The organism is Curtobacterium sp. Leaf183 (assembly GCF_001424385.1).
Taxonomy (GTDB): domain Bacteria; phylum Actinomycetota; class Actinomycetes; order Actinomycetales; family Microbacteriaceae; genus Curtobacterium.
In genome coordinates this window covers 815,035-837,342 of record NZ_LMPO01000008.1, presented here as the reverse complement: position 1 = coordinate 837,342, position 22,308 = coordinate 815,035, and the positions used below count along the sequence as shown (strand labels likewise).

The following is a 22,308-nucleotide window of genomic DNA, read 5'->3' as shown; positions in this document are numbered from 1 at the left end:
CCTTGACGGTGTAGCCGAGGGTGCTGTTGCCGGCGGGTGCGTCGGCGTTGGCGGTGACCTTGGTGTTCCAGCGGAGCTGGCGTCCGGCGGACTGGTTGAACCCCGGGTTGTTGGCGGCATCGAACGTGCCGGTGAGGGTCTGGCCGTCCGAGGAGATCTTGACGTTGGTGAGGTCGAGCTGCGCGTTGGCGATCCACTTGCCCGAGGGATCGGTGTACTCGCCGGTGACGGGCTGCCCGGCGGTGAACCGGGAGTTCCCCGGGGCGGTGAGCGTGACGTCGCTCTTCATCTTCGTGTACGCGCCGGTGGAGGTGACACCGAACTTGACGTCCTTGCTGGCGCCGCGCTCGAGGGTGGCATCGGGACCGCTCGTGGAGGACACCCCACCGTTCGCGATCACCTCAGCGCTCGAGAAGCCTTCCTGGGCGAAGCCGTACCCGGTCGATGCGGTTTGGAAGACTCCCGTCTGTCGGTCGACCCCAACGAGACGTTCCCCGGTGTCAGCGAGCGTCAGCCCTCCGGTTGCGCTCACCGTGAAATCTGCGCATTTGGTCTCGGGCCGATTGGTCAGATCGAGGGAGAGGTAGTGCCCCGTCGTGCCGTAGTAGCTGAGGCAGGCGGTTCCGCCGACGTTGATCACCGGGCCGCTCGCCCGAGGGAGGATGAACGTGTGCGCCCCTGTGGCCGCGTCCTGGTAGTTCGAGAAGACTGACAGCTGCGGTCCGTTGTTCACGTAGAACGAGTAGTACTTGCCCGCGATCTTGAAGACGCCCTTGGCCGTCCTCACCGTTTCGCGAGCCTGACCGCTGTCGACGTTCGACGATGGCGCGGCCGAGGCCGAGGCCGCGCCGAAGCTCAAGCCGGACGCGATTGTCGCAGCGGCCATGCCGGCTGCGAGGACTGCCTTGCTGATTTTTCGCATGGGGTGCTTTCTGTGAGGCCGAGCACACGCGGGTGCATCGGTCTGGCAAACAGGAGGAGCGCGGACGACCAGGCAGGGCGGACCGCGAAGATCCAGAATATCATGTGACATGTTGCATCGCAATATCACGTGAGTATCGAAGCCGTGTGGTCGGAGGGCAAAGACTTGCGCCACTCGGACGCAACTTTCAGCTCCCAGAGTTGACGCGCCTCCTGTCAGGAGTAGAGTTGAGCCCATCGGACGCAAGTCCGGCAGACTTCAGCACCACGCACCCAACAGAAGGAGCACCACCACATGGGACGTGCAGTAGGCATCGACCTCGGCACCACGAACTCCGTCGTCTCCGTCCTCGAAGGCGGCGAGCCCACGGTCATCGCGAACGCCGAGGGGCTCCGCACCACGCCGTCGATCGTCGCGTTCACCAAGGACGGCGAAGTGCTCGTCGGTGAGACCGCGAAGCGCCAGGCCGTCACGAACGTTGACCGCACCATCGCGAGCGTCAAGCGCCACGTGGGCACCGACTGGACGACCGAGATCGACGGCAAGAAGTACACGCCGCAGGAGATCTCGGCTCGTACCCTCGGCAAGCTCAAGCGCGACGCCGAGCAGTACCTCGGCGAAGACGTCACGGACGCGGTCATCACCGTGCCGGCGTACTTCAACGACGCCGAGCGCCAGGCCACCAAGGACGCCGGTGAGATCGCCGGGCTCAACGTCCTCCGCATCATCAACGAGCCGACCGCGGCCGCCCTGGCCTACGGCCTCGACAAGGGCAAGGAAGACGAGCTCATCCTGGTCTTCGACCTCGGTGGCGGCACGTTCGACGTCTCCCTGCTCGAGGTGGGCAAGGACGACGACTTCTCCACGATCCAGGTCCGCGCGACCTCCGGTGACAACCGCCTCGGTGGTGACGACTGGGACCAGCGCATCGTCGACCACCTGATCAAGAAGTTCAAGGACGAGCACGGCGTCGACCTGTCCACGGACAAGATCGCCAAGCAGCGCCTGAAGGAAGCGGCGGAGCAGGCCAAGAAGGAACTGTCGAGCCAGATGAGCGCCAGCATCCAGCTGCCGTACCTCACGCTGACCGCCGACGGGCCCCTCAACCTCGACGAGACCATCTCGCGCGCACAGTTCGAGCAGATGACCTCCGACCTGCTCGACCGCACCAAGAAGCCCTTCAACGACGTCATCAAGGAAGCGGGCGTGTCGGTCAACGACATCGCACACGTGGTCCTCGTCGGTGGCTCGACCCGCATGCCCGCCGTGGCCGAGGTCGTCAAGTCGCTGACCGGTGGCAAGTCGCCGAACCAGGGCGTCAACCCGGACGAGGTCGTCGCCGTCGGCGCTGCCCTGCAGGCCGGTGTGCTGAAGGGCGAGCGCAAGGACGTCCTGCTCATCGACGTCACGCCGCTCTCGCTCGGCATCGAGACCAAGGGCGGGCTGATGACGAAGCTCATCGACCGCAACACCGCGATCCCGACCAAGCGCAGCGAGACCTTCACGACCGCTGACGACAACCAGCCGTCGGTCGCCATCCAGGTCTTCCAGGGCGAGCGCGAGTTCACCCGCGACAACAAGCCCCTCGGCACCTTCGAGCTCACCGGCATCGCGCCGGCTCCCCGTGGCGTGCCGCAGGTCGAGGTCACCTTCGACATCGACGCCAACGGCATCGTGCACGTGTCCGCGAAGGACAAGGGCACCGGCAAGGAGCAGTCGATGGTCATCTCCGGCGGCTCGTCGCTGCCGAAGGAGGACATCGAGCGCATGGTCCGCGAAGCCGAGGAGCACGCGGCCGAGGACAAGGCCCGTCGTGAAGCCAACGAGCGTCGCAACCAGGCCGAGCAGCTCGTCTACTCGATCGAGAAGCTCATCAAGGAGAACGACGACAAGCTCCCCGCTGACGTCAAGTCCGAGGTGCAGGCCGACGTCGACGCGCTGAAGTCCGCGCTCGCCGGCGACGACGACGACGCGGTCAAGACCGCCTTCGACAAGCTCAACGAGTCGCAGGGCAAGCTCGGTCAGGCGATCTACTCGCAGCAGGACGCCGGCGCAGCCGGTGCCGCGGGCGGCGAGCAGCCGAACTCCGAGCAGCCGGCCGACGACGAGGACATCGTCGACGCCGAGGTCGTTGACGACGAGGACGACAAGGACAAGAAGTAACGATGACGGACTCCACGAACGACGACAACGTCGAGAACAACGAGGAGCCCCAGGTCGAGGGGGACGCCACCAACGCGTCCCAGCCCGAAGACCTCATCGAGGCAGAGGGGCCGGACGTCGAAGTACCGACGGACGGCCCCGCCGCCGGGGGTCCCGAGAGCGACCTCAGCCCCGAGGACGAAGCACTCCTGGCCGACGCCGCCCGCGGCATCGAAGAGGACAAGCTGAGCCCCGACGAGCGTGACCTGGTCGCCGAGATGCGTGCGGACATGCTCCGCGCGCAGGCCGAGCTGGTGAACTTCCGCAAGCGCGTCGAGCGCGACCGTGAAGCCAACCGCGAGGTCGCGATCGCCGAGGTCGTCCGGGCACTGCTGCCGGCGCTCGACGACCTGACCCGGGCCGAGGCCCACGGCGACCTGACCGAGGGCCCCATGCAGGTCATCGGCCAGAAGATCCGCGGTGGCTTCGAGAAGTTCAAGCTCGTGCAGATCGGTGAGAAGGGCGAGTCCTTCGACCCGAACATCCACGAGGCGATCGTGCAGCTCCCGACCCCGGGCGCCACCGGCCAGACCGTGGCGGACGTCGTCGAGCCGGGCTACAAGCTCGGTGAGCGTGTCATCCGTGCGGCCAAGGTCGCGGTGGCGGTCCCGGCCTGAGCCGGCCGTCACCCGTGGACGCAACAGGAAGGTAGGGACCAGTGGCCAGTCAGGACTGGTTCGACAAGGACTTCTACGCGGTCCTCGGTGTCGACAAGAAGGCATCCGAGGCCGACCTGAAGAAGACCTACCGCAAGCTCGCGCGGCAGTACCACCCGGACTCCAACCCGGGTGACGCTGCGGCGGAGAACCGCTTCAAGGAGATCAGCGAGGCCTACTCGGTGCTCTCCGACAAGGACCAGCGCGCCGAGTACGACCAGGTCCGCGCGATGGGCTCCGGTGCACGCTTCACCGCGGGTGGCGCAGGCCAGGGTGGCGGGTTCGAGGACGTCTTCGGCGGCATGTTCGGCCAGCAGGGCGGTGGCGGGCAGCGTGTCCGCTTCGGCCAGGGCGGCGGGAACGGCTTCGAGGACATCCTCGGCGGCATGTTCGGTGGTGGCGCCGGGGGTGGCTTCGGCCAGGCCTCCGGCGGGTACCGCGGCTTCGGCGGTCCGACGAAGGGGCGCGACGTCACCGCGACGACGACGCTCGACTTCACCACGGCGATCGCCGGCGACACGGTCAAGCTCTCGCAGGGCAACGGCCGTCCGGTGAACGTCCGGATCCCCGCGGGGGTCGCGGACGGGCAGAAGATCCGGTTGCGGGGCCGCGGCGAGCAGTCGCCCGACGGCGGTGACGGTGGCGACCTGGTCGTCACGGTGCACGTCCGCAAGCACCCGGTGTTCGAGCGCGACGGGCAGAACCTCCGTGTGGACGTCCCCGTGACGTTCGTCGAGGCGGCGCTCGGCGCGACGATCCAGGTCCCGACGCTGGGCGGCGAGCCCGTCAAGCTCCGGGTCGCGCCGGGTACGCCGTCCGGTCGTGTCCTCCGTGTCAAGGGGCGTGGGGTCACCACGAAGACCGGGACGGGCGACCTGCTCGCCACCGTCCAGGTGGCCGTGCCCTCGCACCTGTCGGACAAGGCGCGCGAGGCCGTCGAGGCGCTCGCGGCGGCCCTGCCTGACGAGGACCCTCGCGAGGACCTGCTCGCCAAGGCGCGCAGCTGACATGCACAAGCCGGTCTGGAGGCTCGGTGCGGTTCCGTCAGGAGCCGGCACCGAGCCTCCGTCCTGTTCTCACCACCACGCGGACGACGGAAGGACCACGCCATGACCGACATGGACGAGAACTCGCCCGTCTTCGCGATCGCGGTCGCGGCGGAACTGGCGGAGATGCACCCGCAGACGCTCCGGCAGTACGACCGTCTGGGGCTCGTGGTGCCCGGGCGAACCCGAGGCGGCTCGCGCCGGTACTCGATGCGCGACGTCGTGCAACTGCGTGAGATCGGTCGGCTCGGCTCCGAGGGCGTGTCGCTCGAGGGGATCCGCCGCGTGCTGGACCTCGAGAACGAGAACCGCGCGCTGCGCGAGCGGGTCCGCGAACTCGAGACGGCGTTGGCGGACCAGCTCATCAACCGACCGGGTGCCCGGGTCTTCGCGGCGACGGCCACCGGCGCCGCGGTCTCGCTGCGCGCAGGGGCCCGGCCGCAGCGCAACACGCAGATCGTGCTCTGGAGACCGCCGACCTGAGCGGACCATCTGCGATGTGAAATGTCGCCGTGATATTCTGACAGGACGACGCGGACCGAACCGTGTCGGCCGCACCCGTCTGCTGGGTGCCCTGTCAGGAGGTCTCCCCGGTGGCTCTCGCACTCCGTCCCGCACGTTCCGGACCCGTCGCTTCCACGCCGTCCGGGCCCTCGCGACACCACTCCGTCAGCCCCCGTCGCCAGGCGGTGGCGACCGCCGTCCTCGACCTGCTGCTGCTGGTCGTGGCGTTCGCCGTCGCGCACGTCGTCCGGTTCCCCGGTGAGCTCCGGCCCGCCTCCGGGTCGTTCAGCGCCGGGCTGGTCGAGTTCCTGACCGCTCCGGTCGTCATCGTGCTCTGGATGGTCCTGCTGTCCGCCTTCCGGACCCGCGACCCCCGCATCCGGAGTGCCGGGTGTGACGAGTACCGCCGGCTGCTGACGGCGAGCCTGCTGACGGGTGGCGTCGTCGCGGTCGCCGCCTACGCGCTCGACGTCGCCCTCGCCCGCGGGTACGTCGCGATCGCCTTCCCGCTCGGACTGCTGCTGCTGGCCCTCGGGCGCAAGGCCGTCCGCACGCTCTCGGCCCGACGACGCTCCCTCGGGCGCGACCTGGCCGACGTGCTCCTGGTCGGTGACGCCGAGGACATCCGCTACGTCGGACGCCGGATCATCGCCAGCCCCACCACCGGCTACCGCGTGGTGGCGACCGTGACGGACTGCGTGCGCCCGGGCACGACTCTGCGGATCGACGACGACGTGCTCCCGGTCCTCGGCGGCACGGACCAGGTGCTCGACGCCGTCCGGTCGTCAGGCGTCGCGGCCGTCGTCGTCGCGGGTGCCGTCGCCGGTGGTCGCGAACGCCTGCGCCGGCTCGGATGGGAACTCGAGGAACTCGGCGTCGAGCTCGTCGTCTCGTCGCCCATCGCCGACATCGACGCCGCACGCGTGCACCATCGGCCCGTCGACGGGCTCCCGCTCATGCACATCGAGACCCCGGACTACGGGCGCCGGACCGGCAAGCGGGCGCTGGACGTGGTCGGTGCGGCGCTCGGGCTCGTGCTGCTCGCGCCCGTGTTCGCCGTCGTGGCGCTGCTGATCCGGCACGAGGACGGCGGCCCGGTCTTCTTCCGACAGACCCGAGTCGGCCGGGGCGGCGAGGCCTTCTCGATCGTGAAGTTCCGCACGATGTGCACCGACGCCGAAGCCCGGGTGGCCGAGCTCGCCGAGCACAACGAGGGAGCCGGGCCGCTGTTCAAGATGAAGCAGGACCCGCGGGTCACGCGCGTCGGAGCGGTGCTGCGCACGACCTCGCTCGACGAGCTCCCGCAGCTGTGGAACGTCCTGGTCGGGACGATGAGCCTGGTCGGTCCGCGTCCGGCCCTGCCGCGCGAGGTCGCGCTCTACGCCGACTTCGACGACCGCCGGCTGCTCGTCACGCCGGGGATCACCGGGCTCTGGCAGGTCAGCGGCCGGTCGGACCTCGACTGGGCCGACGGCGTCCGGCTCGACCAGCACTACGTCGAGAACTGGTCCTTCCTGCACGACGTCGTGATCCTCGCCAGGACGATCCCGTCCGTCCTGCGCTCCCGCGGCGCCTACTGACCACACGCGGCACGACACACGACGAAGGGCGGCCGCGCACTGCGCGACCGCCCTCCGTCGTGATCCGGTCTAGGCCGGGACGTAGTCGAACGTGTCCGGGTCCGGGCCGGTGCGGTGGCCCTTGTCGAGCGTGGTGATGTCGGTCATGTCCTCGTCGGAGAGCTCGAAGTCGAAGATCGCGAAGTTCTCCTCGACACGGGAGCGCGTCACCGACTTCGGGAACACGATGTCGCCGCGCTGGATGTGCCAGCGGAGCACGACCTGGGCGGGGGACTTGCCGACGTTGCCGGCGATGCGGGTGATCGTCTCGTCGTCGAGGACCAGGCCCTGGGCGATCGGCGACCAGGCCTCGGTCGCGATGCCGAGCTGGCGGTTGTGGGCGCGGAGTTCGTCCTGCGCCAGGTACGGGTGCACCTCGATCTGGTTGACCGACGGCGTGATGGTCGTCTCGGCCTTCAGACGGTTGAGGTGGTGCGCCTGGAAGTTCGAGACGCCGATGGAGCGGGCGGTGCCGTCGCGGTACAGGTCTTCCATGGCCTTCCACGTCGGGACGAAGTCCGTCACGGTCGGGAGCGGCCAGTGGATCAGGAACAGGTCCATGTACCCACCGAGGAGCTCGGCCGACTTCTTGCCGTTCTCGAGCGCCGCCTCGGGGTCGTGGAAGCCGTTGTTGAGCTTCGAGGTGACGAAGATCTCGGAACGGTCGATGCCGGACTCGGCGATCGCCTCACCGACCTCCTTCTCGTTGCCGTACATCTCGGCGGTGTCGATGTGGCGGTAGCCGACCTCGAGCGCGGCGAGCGTGGCCGCCTTGGTCTCGGAGGGATCGATCTGGAACACACCGAAGCCGAGCTGCGGGATGGTCTTGCCGTCATTGAGTGTGATGTTCGGAACGGTCATGGCACCAGACAACCAGCGGGCACCCGATCGCCGTTCCGACAACACTCAGCGAACGGGGTTCATGCGAGCGCGGCGGCGATGTAGGCAGCGAGTGCCTCGCCGTACGCCATGGCCGGGTCGGCGGACGCGAAGGTCCGGTCGGCGCCGGAGATCGTCGCGGTGACGGTGTGCACGACCCGGTCGCCGGACGCGACGCGGGTCAGCCCGACGAACGAGGGTCCGAGCAGTTCGCGGAGCTGGTCCTCACGCGGCAGCCACAGCGACTCGGCCGCGGTCACCGAGTCGAGCGCCCACTCGGTCGTGCCGTTGAACCCGAGGATCGTGCCGGAGGGGTGGTCGTGCCGCTCGACCGTCATCTCCGACACGGTGTAGACGTCGTCGTCGACGCCCGGCTTGTCGATGACGAAGCGGTCGCCGGTCGCGGGGTTCCAGCGGAGTCCGGCGTCGCGGAGGGTCTTGGCGAGTTCGACGGTGATCACGACACCAACCTGCCACGGACGACCCGGGGACGCCCCGTTGCGTGGACACCCGGCGGACGCTGTGGCGGCGCACGTGTTCCGGAAGGCAACGCGTACTACCATCGCGGAGCACCCACGTGCGCGGGCGCTCGATTCGTCACCGCGCGCGCGACGCGACGACGCCCGGACGACCGGTGCCGTGCCTCCAGGCCGTTGGCCCGGTCGCGGACGGCACCGCCGGCCGGGCCCCGACCACGGTGGACCACCGGAGTGGCCCGCCCAGAGAAGGACCGCTATGACCCTCGAACGCGAGGAACTCCAGGGCGACTGGACCGTCTCGATCGGCGACGACACCGTGCCGGCCGGCGTCCCGGCGGAGGTGCTCGGCGCGCTCCGCGGCGACGGCATCAGGGCGACGGTCCCGGGGCAGGTGCACACCGACCTGGAGCGCGAGGGACTGCTCGCCGACCCCACGTTCGACCGCAACGAGGCGGCAGCGGCGTGGGTCGGCCGAGCGGACTGGACGTACCGCCGACAGCTCGACGTGGACCCCCGCGGACACGAGCGCGTCGACCTGGTGTGCGACGGCCTCGACACGGTCGCCGAGCTCAGCCTGGACGGCGTCGTCGTGGGCACGACGCGGAACATGCACCGTCGCTACCGCTTCGACCTGCGCGACCGGATCGGCGCCGGTGGTGGCCAGGACAAGACGCTCGAGGTGCTGTTCGAGTCGCCGTACCGCGAGGCCGGCCGCGTCGCCGCTCGGGCCGGCGCGATGCCCGGCCCGTACGACGAGCCGTTCCCCTACGTCCGCAAGATGGCCTCGAACTTCGGGTGGGACTGGGGGCTCACCGCGGTGACGAGCGGACCCTGGCGCCCGGTCGCGATCGAGCGGTGGTCGACCGCCCGGCTGCGTGACGTCCGTCCACTGGTCGACGTCGAGGCGGGCGAGGGGGTGCTCGACGCGCACATCGCGTTCGAGCGCTCGGGACCGGACCCGCACGGCGACACCACGGGAGACCTGGACCAGGACGGCGAGGACGACGACCTGGTGCTCGTGGTCACGGTCGCGGGGGAGACCGCCGAGGGCACGAAGACCCGGCAGCGGTCCCGTGCGCAGGTGACCCCGAAGGAAGAGGAGACCGTCGTCACGGTCCGCATCCCCGACGCCCGGCTCTGGTGGCCGCGGGGGTACGGCGAGCAGCCGCTCTACGACGTGTTCGTCGAGCTGCAGACGGTCGAGGGCGAGGTCCTGGACCGTCGGACCTTCCGCACGGGCTTCCGCTCCACGCGCATCGACACGACCAAGGACGACGTCGGGCGCCCGTTCGACATCCACGTCAACGGCACCCTGATCGACGTGCGCGGGGTGAACTGGATCCCCGACGACGTCATCGTCTCGCGGGTGGACCGTGCGCGGTACGAGGACCGGCTGCGGGCAGCGGCATCGCTCAACACGAACCTCGTGCGCGTGTGGGGCGGCGGCGTGTATGAGTCGCACGACTTCTACGAGGTCTGCGACGAGCTCGGGCTGCTCGTGTGGCAGGACTTCCCGTTCGCGTGCTCGGCCTACCCCGAGGACGAACCCCTGCGCAGCGAGGTCGTCGCCGAGGCGCGGGACAACGTCGCACGGCTGTCGCGTCACCCCTCGCTCGTGCTGTGGAACGGCAACAACGAGAACATCTGGCTGCACGACGCAGACAACTGGGGCGAGGCCCTGGGGGAGCGGGGCTGGGGGCTCGACTACTACCTCGACCTGCTGCCCACGATCGTCGACGCGGTCGACCCGTCGCGGTTCTACACGGTGGCGTCGCCCTGGTCCGGGTCCGAGACGCTGCCCGCCAACGACGTCGACAACGAGACGCACCACTCGTGGGAGGTCTGGAACCGCCTGTCCGACGACCACTACCGGGACTCCGTCCCGCGGTTCGTCTCGGAGTTCGGCTGGCAGGCGCCGCCCGCCTGGCGCACGCTGCGCGACTCGGTGACCGACGACCCGATGACCCCGACGTCACCCGGTGTGGTCCACCACCAGAAGGCCGCCGACGGCATGGCCAAGCTCGCGCGCGGGCTCGAGCCGCGGTTCGGCACCGGCTGGGACACCGACCTGGACCGCTGGCACTACCTGACGCAGCTGCAGCAGACGCGCGCCATCGCCACGGGCGTCGAGCACTGGCGGACCCACTGGCCGCGCAACACGGGCGTCGTGGTCTGGCAGCTCAACGACCTGTGGCCGGTCTCGTCGTGGTCGGCGATCGACTCCGCCGGGCGGCTGAAGCCGCTGGCGCACGAGCTGCGTCGCCTGTACGACGACGTGCTGCTGACGATCCGCCCGGCATCGCGGGTGCCGGTGACGGTCGGGCGTCCGGCTGCGGACAGCGCGGGACGGACAGGAGGCTCGGACCAGACCACCGCGTCGCTGCCGGTCCCCGAGACGGCTGATCTCGGTGCCGCTGGCGCTGGCGCTGGCGCTGCCGCTGCCGCTGCCGCTGCCGCTGCCGGTGCCGCTGGCGCGTCCGGTGCCGCTGGCGTGCCCGGCGACACCGCCGTCCTCGACCGTCCGGAGGACGGGACGCTGTCCCCGATCGAGGTCGCCGTACGGTCGACGCGTCGCGGGCTCGACAGCGTGGTGCGGGTGCGACGGGTCGACCTGACCGGTCGGGTGCTCGCCGAGGCCGAGCTGCCGGTGCGGCTGGACAAGGCCGGTGTCGCCGTTGTCACGCTGCCGTCGTCAGTAGGGGTCGTCGCGGACCCGACGTCCGAGCTGGTGGTGGCGGACATGGACTGGCGACGCGCGGTGTGGACGCCGGGGCCCGACCAGGACATGCGCTGGGAGCCGGCGCACTACCGGGCGTCGTTCACCCCGGCCGCGGACGGCGACGGGCTCGACCTGGTCGTCGAGGCCGAGTCGCTCGTGCGGGACCTGCTGCTGCAGCCCGACCGGGTCCAGCCCGCCGGGGTCGTCGACCGCGGGTTCATGACGCTGCTGCCGGGGGAGCGCGTGGCCTACCGGCTGCACGGCGTCTCGGAGGCGGACATCCCGTCGCTCACGGGGAACGCCGTGCTGTGGAGCCTCGACCGGGTCCTCGCGCGCTAGCGGTTCCTGGGTGCAGGGTGTCCGTTCGCGACCCCGCCTGTGCATCCGGACCTGCGGGAGTTACCATTGGTCGAACAAGGACTTCCGCTGGGTGCATCGACGACGATGCGCTGACGGCGACCAGTTCCGCAATCAAGGAGTCATGATGCTCGGAAACCTCACCGGTCTGCACCTGCTGATCATCCTCGGGATCGTCATCCTGCTCTTCGGTGCGACCAAGCTCCCGGCCCTCGCCAAGGGCCTCGGCCAGTCGATCACCATCTTCAAGAAGGAGATGGACACCGACGACAAGAAGGCCAAGGGCACCGACGGCACCGTGCAGAACACCACTGCCGAGCCGACGACCGCCGCTCCGACGGCCCCTGCCGCGCAGCAGGTCCCGGTCGTCAACCCCGGCCCGTCCGTCCAGCCGAACTCCACCACCGACCACCGGAGCTGATCCGGTCCCGCCCCGTTGCTGAAGCCCCCGTGATCCCACACGGGGGCTTCGTCGTGCCCGGTGCTGTGCACGCGCGTTGCTGAAGCCCCCGTGATCCCACACGGGGGCTTCGTCGTGTCAGCGGGCGGCCGTTGTCCACAGGCTCGTCGGACGCGCCCGCCGTGGCGGCGACCGCGGTCCATGATGAGCAGGTGACGAACCCCACCGCCCCGCTCCGCGACGATCGACGTGTCGTGCTGGTCGTGGCGATCCTGGCGTCGTTCGTCGTCGGTCTCGACTCGAGCGTCGTGAACGTGGCGCTGCCCGCCATCCGCCAGGAACTCGGCGGCGGGCTCGTCGTCCAGCAGTGGACCGTCGACGCCTACCTGGTCACGCTTGGTTCGCTGATCCTGGTCGCGGGCTCGTTGTCCGACCTGTTCGGCCGCGTCCGCATCATCACGTGGGGGCTCGTCGTCTTCGGCATCGCGTCGGTCGCCTGTGCCGTCGCACCCACCGGCGAGGTCCTCATCGTCGCTCGCGCACTGCAGGGCGTCGGGGGTGCGCTGGTCACGCCGAGTGCCCTGGCGCTCATCGTCGCGGCCTTCCGCGGTGCGGCTCAGGCGAAGGCGATCGGCACGTGGACGGCGTGGTCGAGCGCGGCGTCGATCCTCGGGCCGGTCGTGGGTGGCCTGATCGTGGACGGCATCGGCTGGCGGTGGATCTTCGTCGTGACGGCGGTGCCGATCGCGGTCACGATCCCGCTCGTCCGTCGGATCTCGGCGGACGTCGTCGCTGACCACCGTGCTCGCGTCGACGTCGTCGGGGCGGTGCTGGCCGTGGTCGGCGTGGGCGGCGTCGTCCTCGGGCTCATCGAACAGGAGCGGCTGGGCTGGGGGTCCCCGGTCGTCGTCGCGGCGCTGGTCGTCGGTGCGCTCGCCCTGGTGGCGTTCGTGCCGTGGGAGCTCCGGGTCACCCGCACGACCGGGGCACCGCTCGTCCCGCTCGAGCTCTTCCGTGCGCGCAACTTCGCGGTCGGCAACATCGCGACGCTCTCGATCTACGGCGCGCTCGGCATGGTGTTCTTCGTGGTGACGCTGTTCCTGCAGGAGGTGTGGGCCTTCCCCGCATGGCTCGCCGGCCTCGCGACGCTGCCGCCGACCCTCGTGCTGCTCCTGCTGTCGACGACGGTCGGGGGGCTCTCGGGGCGGTACGGTCCGCGGTGGTTCATGGCGGCCGGTCCGGCGGTCGCGGCGGTCGGCGCGCTCGTCATGCTCGTGGTGAGCGACGACCCGGCCGGGTACTGGTTCGGGGTGCTGCCGGGGCTCGTGCTGGTCGGGATCGGGATCACGCTCATGGTCACCCCGCTCACCAGCGCGGTGCTCGGGTCCGTGCCGCAGTCCGAGGCCGGCGTCGGCTCGGCGGTCAACAACGCGGTCGCCCGCATCGCGAGCCTGGTGATGGTCGCGCTGGCCGGGGTGGTCCTGGGTGGCGAAGTGAGCGTCGGCGGGATCCACCGGGCGATGGTGGTGATGGCGGTGCTGCTGCTGGCGGGCGCCGCGGTGAGTGCACTCGGGATCCGGGATCCGACCCCCGATCACAAGTTGAGTGCAGTAGACTCAAGTCCAGATCCGACGCAAGGAAAGGACAGAACGCATGGCGAACCTCCAGGGCGCTCCTGACTCTGCGGAGCAGCAGAAGACCGCCCTCGAGCAGTACGGCGTCGACCTGACGGCGATCGCGAAGAGCGGCAAGCTCGACCCCGTGATCGGCCGCGACGCAGAGATCCGCCGCGTCTCCCAGGTGCTGACGCGGCGCACCAAGAACAACCCCGTGCTCATCGGCGAGCCCGGTGTCGGCAAGACCGCCGTGGTCGAAGGACTCGCGCAGCGCATCGTGGCCGGCGACGTCGCCGACTCGCTCAAGGACAAGCGGCTGGTCTCGCTCGACATCTCGGCGCTCATCGCCGGCGCGAAGTACCGCGGCGAGTTCGAGGAGCGCCTGAAGGACGTGCTGCGCGAGATCAACGAGTCCGACGGCCAGGTCATCACGTTCATCGACGAGCTCCACACGCTGATGGGCGCGGGTGGCGGCGAGGGGTCCGTCGCCGCGTCGAACATGCTCAAGCCGATGCTGGCGCGCGGTGAGCTCCGGATGATCGGGGCGACCACACTCGACGAGTACCGCCAGTACATCGAGAAGGACGCCGCACTCGAGCGGCGGTTCCAGCAGGTCTACGTGGGTGAGCCCTCGGTGCCGGACTCCGTGGCGATCCTGCGCGGGCTCAAGGAGCGCTACGAGGCGCACCACAAGGTGACGATCAACGACTCGGCGCTCGTCGCCGCGGCGAGCCTGTCGAACCGCTACATCTCCGGGCGACAGCTGCCCGACAAGGCGATCGACCTGATCGACGAGGCAGCATCGCGCCTGCGCATGGAGATCGACTCCAGCCCGGTCGAGATCGACGAGCTCAAGCGGAACGTGGACCGGCTGCGGGTCGAGGAGTACGCGCTCAAGCAGGAGAAGGACGACGCCTCGAAGGCGCGACTCGCAACCCTGCGGAACGAGCTCGGATCGCGCGAGGAGCGGCTGCGCGAGCTCGAGGCCCGCTGGCAGGCAGAGCGGGCGTCGCTCAACCGCATCGGCGAGCTCAAGCAGCAGCTCGACGAGCTCAACATGCGCTCGCAGCGAGCCCAGCGCGAAGCCGACTACGAGACCGTCTCGCGGCTGGAGTACGGCGATAAGCCCCGGATCGAGGCCGAGCTCGCCGCCGCCGAACAGGCCGAGTCCGCCGACCGGATGGTCAACGACAGCGTCACCGACGAGGACATCGCGGCCGTCATCGCCCAGTGGACGGGCATCCCGCTCGGCCGACTGCTGCAGGGCGAGACCGAGAAGCTCCTGCACCTGGAGACCGAGCTCGGACGCCGGATCATCGGGCAGCGCACCGCCGTCAGCGCCGTGTCGGAAGCGGTCCGTCGCACGCGCGCGGGCATCTCCGACCCGGACCGTCCGACGGGGTCGTTCCTGTTCCTCGGGCCCACCGGTGTCGGCAAGACCGAGCTGGCCAAGGCGCTCGCCGAGTTCCTGTTCGACGACGAGAAGGCCCTCGTCCGCATCGACATGAGCGAGTACGGCGAGAAGCACTCCGTCGCACGGCTGATCGGTGCCCCGCCCGGGTACATCGGGTACGAGGCCGGCGGGCAGCTGACCGAGGCCGTCCGACGCCGCCCGTACTCGGTGGTCCTGCTCGACGAGGTCGAGAAGGCCCACCCCGAGGTCTTCGACGTCCTGCTGCAGGTGCTCGACGACGGACGGCTCACCGACGGACAGGGCCGCACGGTCGACTTCCGCAACACGATCATGGTGCTGACGTCGAACCTCGGCTCGCAGTTCATGACCGACATGTCGCTGACGAGCGTGCAGCGTGAGGATTCGGTGCGAGAGCTCGTGCAGCAGGCGTTCCGTCCCGAGTTCGTGAACCGTCTCGACGACATCGTGGTGTTCCAGGCCCTGACCACCGAGGACCTCGGGCAGATCGTGTCGCTCGATGTCGACCGGCTCGCCCGTCGCCTGTCGGACCGTCGCCTCGAGCTCGCGGTCACCCCGCAGGCGCGCGGATGGCTCGCGGAGCGCGGGTACGACCCGGTCTACGGTGCGCGGCCCCTCCGCCGCCTGATGCAGCGGCAGATCGACGACCAGCTGGCGCGCGCGATCCTGGCCGGCGACGTCCGTGACGGCGACACCGTCCGGGTCGACGTCGCCGACGGCGGCGACGGGCTCGTGGTCGAACCGTTCGAGCTGGGCGAGGTCGTCGAGGAGTAGTCCGGCGGCAGAAACGCCGAACGGGAGGCCCGGTGCCGGTCCCTGGGACCCGCACCGGGCCTCCCGGCCTAGCGTTCACGACATGCCTGAGATCCGTGCGTTCCGCCGCCTGACCGAGTCCATCGAGGGCGCTGCCGTCCTCGACAAGGCCGTCGACTTCGACCGCGCGGTGGTCCGGGCGACCGCCCGGCCCCGCGCGCTGCGCCAGCTGCTGCACGGGGTGCCGTTCGGACACCCGCTCCACCCGCTGATGGTCCAGGTCCCACTCGGTGCCTGGATCTCGGCGGCCGTGCTCGACCTGCTCGGCGGGCGGGGCAACCGGAAGGCCGCCAAGACGCTGGTCGGCGTGGGGCTCGTGTCCTCGACGAGCGCGAGCCTGGCCGGGTACGTCGACTGGTCGGAGCTCGACCGCGAACAGCTCCGGACGGGCTGGGTGCACCAGGCGGTCAACTGGATCGGGATCTCGCTGTACGGCCTGTCGTGGCTGCAGCGGAAGCGCGGGAACCACGCGGCGGGCAAGCTCCTCGGGTTCGCTGGACTGACCGTGGTCGGCGTCGGCGGGTACCTGGGCGGTCACCTGGCCTACCGACAGCGTGCCGGTGTGAGCCAGCACGGCGAGGTGCCGTTCGACGCCTGAGGTCACATCCCGGAAACACCGCTCCCGCCAGGCTCGGGGTCATGGACCACCTCACCACCGACACCGTCCCGCTCGCCGTCCTGCCCACCACGGGCGGGGCGGCGTTCGTCGTCCGCATCGACGAGACCGTGGGGCTCGTCCGGCTCGATCCGGCTCCCTCCCAGGAACTTGATGTGTGATGTTTCGATGCGGATCCTGGTGGTGGACGACGAGACCGCCCTGGCGGACCTGGTCGCGAAGGGGCTCGAGCGTCAGGACATGGCGGTCGACGTCGCGTACCGGGGCGACGACGCGGACGAGCTGCTCAGCGTCAACGACTACGACGTGGTCGTGCTCGACCGCGACGTCCCGGGGATGCACGGGGACGAGGTCGCCCGGCGCGTGACGGCGCGCCGGGGACTCACGCGGATCCTGATGCTCACAGCGGCCACCACGCTGGGCGACCGGGTGCACGGCCTCGAACTCGGTGCCGACGACTACCTCGCCAAGCCCTTCGAGTACCCGGAGCTCGTCGCTCGCGTCCGTGCGCTCGGGCGGCGCAGCGTCGCGGCCGTCCCACCGGTGCTCGAACGCGGGGGGTTGCTCGTCGACACCAACCGCCGGATCGCCACCCGGGACGGCCGCCCGCTCGACCTGACCGCGAAGGAGCTCGGCGTCCTCGAGGAACTGCTCCGCGCCGACGGTCGCATCGTGTCGGCAGAGGCCCTGCTCGAGAAGGTCTGGGACATGAACATCGACCCGTTCACGACCGCGGTGCGCGTGACGATGTCGAAGCTCCGCAGGAAGCTCGGCGACCCCGACCCGATCCGGACCGTCCCCGGTGCCGGCTACGCGTTGTGAGGCGGACCTGGAGCATCCGGGCCCGGACTGCGCTGGTCTTCGGCGCCGCGGCGATGGCGCTCGCGACCGGGGTGGTCGTCTTCACGAACGTGATGTCGATCAGCGGGGCCGGTGCGGCGTTCGCCTCGGTGGACGGCACCGCGGCCGTGTCCACCACGAACGACGCGGCACCTCCTGGGACGGCGGCCGTGACCCGGCCCGGTGGACGACCTGCCCACGTCCGTGAGGACGACCTGTCCGTGGTCCGGCTCGTCGCCGTGCTGCAGTGGCAGTGGTCCGCGGTCGGGATCGCCGGTGCCGGGGTGGTCGCCGGCGGGGTCGGATGGTACGTCAGTCGGCGCATGCTGCGGCCGATCGACGCCATCACGACGACGGCGAACCGGATCACCGCGTCGAACCTGCACGAGCGGATCGCGCTCGGCGGCCCGGACGACGAGTTGCGTCGGCTGTCCCGCACCGTGGACGACCTGCTGGACCGGCTCGAGACCGCGTTCGAGAGTCAGCGCCGGTTCGTTGCCCAGGCCTCACACGAGCTCAGGACTCCTCTGGCCGTCCAGCGCGCCGCCCTGCAGATCGGGCTGTCGGACGATGCCGATGCTGTCGAGATCGGCGCCGTCCGGGCCGAGTTGCTCGAACAGAACCGGCGGACGGAGCACCTGGTCGAGTCGTTGCTCGTCCTGGCCGAAGCCGACCGCGGGTTGGGGGACTCGACTGAGGCGCTCGATCTGCGGCAGATCGCCGACGAGGTCGCAGCCGCGACGGGGAACCCCGGTCGTGACGTCACCGTGCGGGTGGTCGCGGCGTCCGACGCGCGTCCCGGTCCGTCCGTTCTGGGCGAGCCGACCCTCGTCCGGCAGGCATTCGTGAACCTCGTGACGAACGCCGTCGAGTACAACGTGCCGAACGGCTTCGTCGAGGTCCGTGTCGACGCCGGCGGGGTGACCGTCGAGAACTCCGGCCCGTTCGTCCCGCCCGAGACCGCACCGAAGCTCGTCGAGCCCTTCCGACGGTGCCCCGGGGTGTCCGGCATCGGCCGGCACAGCGGGCTCGGGCTGTCGATCGTCGCCTCGATCGTGCACGCGCACGCCTGGCGCCTGACGCTGACTGCCCGGGAGACGGGGGGCCTGTCGGCACGCATCGACGTTTCGCAGATGTGACGAGGGAGCGTCGCGGAACGAAACGCCGCGTGCGGTGTCCTGGATCCATGAACGCCACATCACTCCGTCAACGTCCTGCTCGCCGCATCCTGATCGCAGCCGCCACGATCGCCGTCCTCATGCCGCTCTCACTGTCCGCCTGCTCGACGAGCTCGGACGCGGGGTCCGGTTCGAGCACGGCCTCGGGGGTCGGCGCGAAGTGGGGAGCCTGCATGCGCGATGCTGGCTTCGAGGTCGAGGACCCGGACGATGCCTCGGTCGAGGCCGGTCTCTCGAAACCGCCCGCGGGTGTCGACGGTGCCGAGTTCGCCGATGCATCGTCCTCGTGCTCGGACGAAGCCGGCATCGAGCGCTCGAGTTCCGCCGATCATCAGAAGTGGGCGCGGCAGTACGCGCAGGTCGCGAGCTGCATCCGTGAGAACGGGTACGACGACTTCCCGGAGCAGCAGCCGGGCAGCATCGGCACAGAGGGGTACCCGCGTGCCGAGGAACCCGAGTTCAACGACGTCATGGACGACTGCCTCGCCGAGTTCGCACCCGACACCCAGTCCCAGAGCGTCGGCTGATGCGGCGCACGCGATCGACGAAGTTCCTCGGGCCGGTCCTGGCGCTCCCGCTGCTCCTGCTGCTGACCGCCTGCGCGAACGAGGTTGCGGAGGACGACCCGACCGGTCACTCACGTGGCCGCGGACTGAGCCTGTCTGAATGCATGCGAACGAAGGGCTACGACATGTCCGACACCGAGGCAGCTCCTCGGAACCAGACCCTGGCTCCGCCTCCAGGTGTCGACGCCGAGCAGTGGAAGCAGGACTTCCAGGCCTGCGCGGAGGGCGATGCCGGCGCAGGCGAGTCCGGCGTCGCTCCGGCCACCCGCCTCACCACGGCCCAGATGCAGCGTCTCGCCAGGTGCATGCGTGAACACGGCTTCGAGGACTTCCCCGATGAACCGAACACGCCGTACACCCCGGACGACCCGGACGCGTACCGACAAGTCTCCGAGCAGTGCACCGCGACGCTCGACGGAGACGAAGGATGAGCGCCACGCGACTCCGCCGCGGCGCGCTCGTCGCGACCTGTCTGGTCGCGACGCTCGCCGCCGGCGCCGGCACGTGGGCGGTCGTCGGAGCTTCGAGCGGCACCCCGGCTGCCGCATCGGATGCTGGACACCGGGCGCACCATGCGACGGCCACCATCGTGCAGGGAGACCTGACCGACTCGAAGGTCTTCGCGGGCACGCTCGGCTACGGCACACCGACCGGGGTGGACGCCGCCGCCGCGGGGACCCTCACCTGGCTGCCGAAGCCCGGGGACGTGATCCACCGCGACGAACAGCTCTACGCGGTCGACGAGCGTGCCGTGCGCACCATGCACGGCACCGTGCCGCTCTGGCGCCCGCTGGAGCGCGGTCTGAAGGGCACGGACGTCCGCCAGCTCAACGCCAACCTGGCAGCGCTCGGGTACGACGTCACCCAGGACGAGGTCTTCGGACCGCGGACGCAGCGCGCCGTGCAGCGGTGGCAGAAGGACCGCGGGCACGTCGTCACGGGTCGACTCACGGCGGACGACGTCGCGTTCACCGACGGCGACGTCCGCGTCGCCTCGGTCAACGGGCGGGTCGGTCAGCAGGCGGGCGGCGACGTGATGCAGGTCACGAGCCCGGCACGCGTGGTGACCGCGACGGTCGCCCAGCGTGATGCCGAGCGGCTCGCGGTCGGGACGACGGTCCAGGTCCGCGTGAACGGAGCCGGCGAGCCACTCGCGGGGTCGGTCTCGGACGTCGAGCCGAGCGCGGCCGAGGACGCTGGCGACAAGGTCGACGTCACGGTGCGGTTCGATGTCGGGGACCGCGTCCTGCCCGCCGCGGCCTCGGCGCAGATCGAGGCAGCGGGGGCGACCGAGCACAATGTCCTCTCCGTCCCGGTGGCTGCGATCGTCGCCACAGGGGACGGCAAGTACGCGGTGGACGTCGTGCGGAAGGACGGCACGACGAAGCGCACGGCCGTCGAGGCGGGGTTCACCGCGGACGGCCGGGTGGCTGTCCGTGGGTCCCTCCGTGCGGGCGACCGGGTCGTGGTGCCCGGATGACCGCCCACGCCCGGACGACCGCCCACGCCCGGACGACCGCCGAGCGTCCGGTCCTCGAACTCCGCGAGGTCACGAAGACCTACGGCGACGTCGGGGCCCTGCGCGGGGTGTCGCTCGACGTCACGGCGGGGGAGTTCGTCGCCGTCGTCGGTCCCTCGGGCTCGGGCAAGTCGACCATGCTCAACATCGTCGGCACGCTCGACCGGCCGACCTCGGGCACCGTGACGATTGCCGGGAACGACGTCGCCACGATGACCGACGACGCGCTGTCCGTCCTGCGCGCCGAGCACATCGGGTTCGTGTTCCAGCACTTCCACCTGCAGGCCGGGGCCACCGCGGCGGAGAACGTCGCGGACGGCCTGCTGTACGGCGGAACCGACCGACGCGAGCGACACCGGCGTGCGGTGGACGCGCTCGAGCGGGTCGGGCTCGGACACCGCGTCGACCACCGCCCGAACCAGCTGTCCGGCGGCGAGAAGCAGCGGGTCGCGATCGCGCGGGCGCTCGTCAGCGACCCGACCATCCTGCTCGCCGACGAACCCACGGGGGCGCTCGACACAGCGTCGGGCACCGCCATCCTCGCGCTCCTGCGCGAACTGAACGACGCCGGCACGACGGTGCTCGTGATCACGCACGACCTCGACCTGGCCGCCTCGCTGCCCCGGCAGGTCCGGATGCGCGACGGCGTCGTCGAACAGGACGCCGGGGCCGTCGACGCGGCGGCACTCGCACTCGCGATCGGCGGTGTGCGGTGAGTGCCCGCCGAGGACTCGGTGCCGGCGACCTGCTCCGCCTCGGGGTCTTCGGACTCCGGACGCGGCCCGGCCGGGTCGTCCTGTCGGCGCTCGGCGTCGCGATCGGCATCGCGGCGATGATCGCGGTCGTCGGGATCTCGTCGTCGAGCAAGGCCGAACTCGACCGCGTGCTGGACGCGCTCGGCACGAACGTGCTGACGGCGACGAAGACCCAGGGGTTCAGCGAGAGTCCTCCCCTGCCGACGTCGGCGCTCGAGTCGGTGCTCCGACAGGACGAGGTCGAGTCCGCCGCCGCGGTGGGGACCATCGAGGGAGCGGCTGTGTACCGCACCCCGTTCATCCCTGCTCCGGAGACGAAGGGCATCGGCGTGATGGCTGCCTGGGGTGGTGTCCCCGAGGTCCTGGGCGGCTCGGTCGCCTCGGGTCGGTGGCTCGACACCGCGCCCGACGCCCCGGCACAGGTGGTGCTCGGGTCAGCTGCGGCGAGTGCGCTCGGTCTGGAACGGACCGACGGTGACACGCGCGTCTGGTTGGGCGGACGGTGGGTGCAGGTCGTCGGGGTCCTCGCCCCGCTCCAGCTCGCGGAGGACCTCGACAACCAGGTCTTCGTCCCGCGCGGCCTGGCGACCGAGCTCGGGTTCGACGGAGCGCCGACCGCCGTGTACACCCGGGTCGCCCCGGATCGGGTCGAGGCATCGCGCGACGTGCTCGCCGGGGCCATCCGCCCGGGTACGCCGCAGGACGTCGGTGTGACCAGGCCGTCGGACGCCCTGGCCGCGAAGGACGCGACGGACGACTCGTTCACCGGGCTGCTCGTGGGCATCGGCGGGGTCGCCCTGCTGGTGGGCGGCATCGGTGTCGCGAACACGATGGTGATCACGGTGCTCGAACGCCGTGCCGAGGTCGGCGTCCGCCGTGCACTAGGTGCCCGGCGGCGGAACATCCGCGACCAGTTCCTGGTCGAGTCGCTGCTGCTGTCGTTCGTCGGCGGCATCGCGGGGGTGGTCATCGGTGTCGGCGTGACGGTCGCCTTCGCGCTCGGCCAGGGATGGCCCGTCGCCGTCCCGCTCTGGGCCGTCGCGGGTGGCCTCGGCGCGACCGTCGTGATCGGCGGGGTGTCCGGCCTCTACCCGGCGGCGCGTGCGGCGCGCATCCCGCCCACGTCGGCGCTCGCCGCCGTGTAGCCGAGCGCGCGCTCGCCGCGGTGGAACCGAGCGCGCGCTCGCCGC

General features: G+C 70.5%; 21 protein-coding genes. 18 read left to right on the top strand and 3 right to left on the bottom strand.

Annotated features, from left to right (window positions below; all coding sequences use genetic code 11):
- Window positions 1-922, bottom strand: a 922-nt coding sequence (locus ASG04_RS10280; protein ID WP_235515508.1) for a hypothetical protein, incomplete at its 3' end; no start/stop codon positions are given.
- A 294-nt stretch (window positions 923-1,216) separates the two neighbouring features.
- On the opposite strand from ASG04_RS10280, the gene dnaK reads away from it, so the two are divergent.
- From dnaK to ASG04_RS10255, 5 genes are all read left to right on the top strand, one after another.
- Window positions 1,217-3,085: a molecular chaperone DnaK gene (gene dnaK / locus ASG04_RS10275; protein WP_056123367.1), complete on the top strand. Its 1,869-nt coding sequence runs from the start codon at window positions 1,217-1,219 to the stop codon at window positions 3,083-3,085.
- A 2-nt stretch (window positions 3,086-3,087) separates the two neighbouring features.
- Window positions 3,088-3,741: a nucleotide exchange factor GrpE gene (locus ASG04_RS10270; protein WP_082517973.1), complete on the top strand. Its 654-nt coding sequence runs from the start codon at window positions 3,088-3,090 to the stop codon at window positions 3,739-3,741.
- Window positions 3,742-3,782: 41 nt separating this feature from the next.
- Window positions 3,783-4,787 carry a DnaJ C-terminal domain-containing protein gene (locus ASG04_RS10265; RefSeq protein ID WP_056123364.1) on the top strand — a complete coding sequence of 335 codons (1,005 nt, stop codon included), beginning with the start codon at window positions 3,783-3,785 and terminating at the stop codon, window positions 4,785-4,787.
- 111 nt (window positions 4,788-4,898) lie between these two features.
- Complete coding sequence (locus tag ASG04_RS10260) at window positions 4,899-5,309, top strand: heat shock protein transcriptional repressor HspR (RefSeq protein ID WP_056124003.1); 411 nt, start codon at window positions 4,899-4,901, stop codon at window positions 5,307-5,309.
- Window positions 5,310-5,419: 110 nt separating this feature from the next.
- On the top strand, window positions 5,420-6,910 hold the full coding sequence (locus ASG04_RS10255; protein WP_162241712.1) for a sugar transferase: 1,491 nt from the start codon (window positions 5,420-5,422) through the stop codon (window positions 6,908-6,910).
- Between the two features lie 69 nt (window positions 6,911-6,979).
- Here the strand turns inward: ASG04_RS10255 and ASG04_RS10250 are convergent, their stop codons facing one another.
- Together ASG04_RS10250 and ASG04_RS10245 are read right to left on the bottom strand one after the other, a co-directional pair.
- Window positions 6,980-7,810, bottom strand: a complete 831-nt coding sequence (locus ASG04_RS10250) for an aldo/keto reductase (RefSeq protein ID WP_056123358.1) — start codon at window positions 7,808-7,810, stop codon at window positions 6,980-6,982.
- A gap of 59 nt (window positions 7,811-7,869) precedes the next feature.
- Window positions 7,870-8,289, bottom strand: coding sequence for a hypothetical protein (locus ASG04_RS10245; protein ID WP_056123355.1), 420 nt, complete (start codon window positions 8,287-8,289; stop codon window positions 7,870-7,872).
- Between the two features lie 274 nt (window positions 8,290-8,563).
- Here ASG04_RS10245 and ASG04_RS10240 point away from each other — a divergent pair, with 274 nt between their 5' ends.
- The 13 genes from ASG04_RS10240 to ASG04_RS10185 all read left to right on the top strand — a co-directional run bounded on the left by ASG04_RS10240 (window position 8,564) and on the right by ASG04_RS10185 (window position 22,263).
- Window positions 8,564-11,365, top strand: a complete 2,802-nt coding sequence (locus ASG04_RS10240) for a glycoside hydrolase family 2 protein (RefSeq protein WP_056123352.1) — start codon at window positions 8,564-8,566, stop codon at window positions 11,363-11,365.
- A 142-nt stretch (window positions 11,366-11,507) separates the two neighbouring features.
- On the top strand, window positions 11,508-11,804 hold the full coding sequence (tatA, locus tag ASG04_RS10235) for a twin-arginine translocase TatA/TatE family subunit (protein WP_414835825.1): 297 nt from the start codon (window positions 11,508-11,510) through the stop codon (window positions 11,802-11,804).
- Between the two features lie 191 nt (window positions 11,805-11,995).
- Window positions 11,996-13,462: an MFS transporter gene (locus tag ASG04_RS10230; protein ID WP_082518036.1), complete on the top strand. Its 1,467-nt coding sequence runs from the start codon at window positions 11,996-11,998 to the stop codon at window positions 13,460-13,462.
- Entirely contained in the window at window positions 13,437-15,605 is a 2,169-nt protein-coding gene (locus ASG04_RS10225) for an ATP-dependent Clp protease ATP-binding subunit (protein WP_082517969.1), read from the top strand. The genes ASG04_RS10230 and ASG04_RS10225 overlap by 26 nt, the downstream gene beginning before the upstream one ends.
- An 82-nt stretch (window positions 15,606-15,687) precedes the next feature.
- Window positions 15,688-16,242, top strand: coding sequence for a DUF2231 domain-containing protein (locus ASG04_RS10220; RefSeq protein ID WP_056123350.1), 555 nt, complete (start codon window positions 15,688-15,690; stop codon window positions 16,240-16,242).
- Between the two features lie 41 nt (window positions 16,243-16,283).
- Window positions 16,284-16,421 carry a hypothetical protein gene (locus ASG04_RS17440; protein WP_156463613.1) on the top strand — a complete coding sequence of 46 codons (138 nt, stop codon included), beginning with the start codon at window positions 16,284-16,286 and terminating at the stop codon, window positions 16,419-16,421.
- 7 nt (window positions 16,422-16,428) lie between these two features.
- The gene (locus ASG04_RS10215) at window positions 16,429-17,082 is read left to right on the top strand and encodes a response regulator transcription factor (protein ID WP_056123347.1); all 654 of its coding nucleotides are present in this window, start codon (window positions 16,429-16,431) and stop codon (window positions 17,080-17,082) included.
- Window positions 17,079-18,239 carry a sensor histidine kinase gene (locus ASG04_RS10210; protein ID WP_056123343.1) on the top strand — a complete coding sequence of 387 codons (1,161 nt, stop codon included), beginning with the start codon at window positions 17,079-17,081 and terminating at the stop codon, window positions 18,237-18,239. The genes ASG04_RS10215 and ASG04_RS10210 overlap by 4 nt, the downstream gene beginning before the upstream one ends.
- A gap of 47 nt (window positions 18,240-18,286) precedes the next feature.
- Window positions 18,287-18,805: a hypothetical protein gene (locus ASG04_RS10205; protein ID WP_056123341.1), complete on the top strand. Its 519-nt coding sequence runs from the start codon at window positions 18,287-18,289 to the stop codon at window positions 18,803-18,805.
- Window positions 18,805-19,275, top strand: a complete 471-nt coding sequence (locus ASG04_RS10200; RefSeq protein WP_056123338.1) for a hypothetical protein — start codon at window positions 18,805-18,807, stop codon at window positions 19,273-19,275. Before ASG04_RS10205 ends, ASG04_RS10200 begins: the two co-directional genes overlap by 1 nt.
- Window positions 19,272-20,324 (top strand): peptidoglycan-binding protein, encoded by a 1,053-nt coding sequence (locus tag ASG04_RS10195; RefSeq protein ID WP_056123335.1) that lies wholly within the window; start codon window positions 19,272-19,274, stop codon window positions 20,322-20,324. Before ASG04_RS10200 ends, ASG04_RS10195 begins: the two co-directional genes overlap by 4 nt.
- Complete coding sequence (locus tag ASG04_RS10190; RefSeq protein WP_056123332.1) at window positions 20,321-21,079, top strand: ABC transporter ATP-binding protein; 759 nt, start codon at window positions 20,321-20,323, stop codon at window positions 21,077-21,079. Before ASG04_RS10195 ends, ASG04_RS10190 begins: the two co-directional genes overlap by 4 nt.
- A complete protein-coding gene (locus tag ASG04_RS10185) occupies window positions 21,076-22,263 on the top strand; it encodes an ABC transporter permease (protein ID WP_056123330.1) in 1,188 nt (395 codons plus the stop codon). The genes ASG04_RS10190 and ASG04_RS10185 overlap by 4 nt, the downstream gene beginning before the upstream one ends.
- The last annotated feature ends 45 nt before the right edge of the window (window positions 22,264-22,308 follow it).

What these genes read in the sequence shown, in the direction of transcription:
- ASG04_RS10205 (WP_056123341.1), top strand. Translation starts at nt 18,287, where the DNA reads ATGAACGCCACATCACTCCGTCAACGTCCTGCTCGCCGCATCCTGATC.
- ASG04_RS10260 (WP_056124003.1), top strand. Translation starts at nt 4,899, where the DNA reads ATGGACGAGAACTCGCCCGTCTTCGCGATCGCGGTCGCGGCGGAACTG.
- ASG04_RS10270 (WP_082517973.1), top strand. Translation starts at nt 3,088, where the DNA reads ATGACGGACTCCACGAACGACGACAACGTCGAGAACAACGAGGAGCCC.
- ASG04_RS10215 (WP_056123347.1), top strand. Translation starts at nt 16,429, where the DNA reads ATGCGGATCCTGGTGGTGGACGACGAGACCGCCCTGGCGGACCTGGTC.
- dnaK (WP_056123367.1), top strand. Translation starts at nt 1,217, where the DNA reads ATGGGACGTGCAGTAGGCATCGACCTCGGCACCACGAACTCCGTCGTC.
- ASG04_RS10200 (WP_056123338.1), top strand. Translation starts at nt 18,805, where the DNA reads ATGCGGCGCACGCGATCGACGAAGTTCCTCGGGCCGGTCCTGGCGCTC.
- ASG04_RS10190 (WP_056123332.1), top strand. Translation starts at nt 20,321, where the DNA reads ATGACCGCCCACGCCCGGACGACCGCCCACGCCCGGACGACCGCCGAG.
- ASG04_RS10250 (WP_056123358.1), bottom strand. Translation starts at nt 7,810, where the DNA reads ATGACCGTTCCGAACATCACACTCAATGACGGCAAGACCATCCCGCAG.
- ASG04_RS10220 (WP_056123350.1), top strand. Translation starts at nt 15,688, where the DNA reads ATGCCTGAGATCCGTGCGTTCCGCCGCCTGACCGAGTCCATCGAGGGC.
- ASG04_RS10225 (WP_082517969.1), top strand. Translation starts at nt 13,437, where the DNA reads ATGGCGAACCTCCAGGGCGCTCCTGACTCTGCGGAGCAGCAGAAGACC.
- ASG04_RS10195 (WP_056123335.1), top strand. Translation starts at nt 19,272, where the DNA reads ATGAGCGCCACGCGACTCCGCCGCGGCGCGCTCGTCGCGACCTGTCTG.
- ASG04_RS10240 (WP_056123352.1), top strand. Translation starts at nt 8,564, where the DNA reads ATGACCCTCGAACGCGAGGAACTCCAGGGCGACTGGACCGTCTCGATC.
- ASG04_RS17440 (WP_156463613.1), top strand. Translation starts at nt 16,284, where the DNA reads ATGGACCACCTCACCACCGACACCGTCCCGCTCGCCGTCCTGCCCACC.
- tatA (WP_414835825.1), top strand. Translation starts at nt 11,508, where the DNA reads ATGATGCTCGGAAACCTCACCGGTCTGCACCTGCTGATCATCCTCGGG.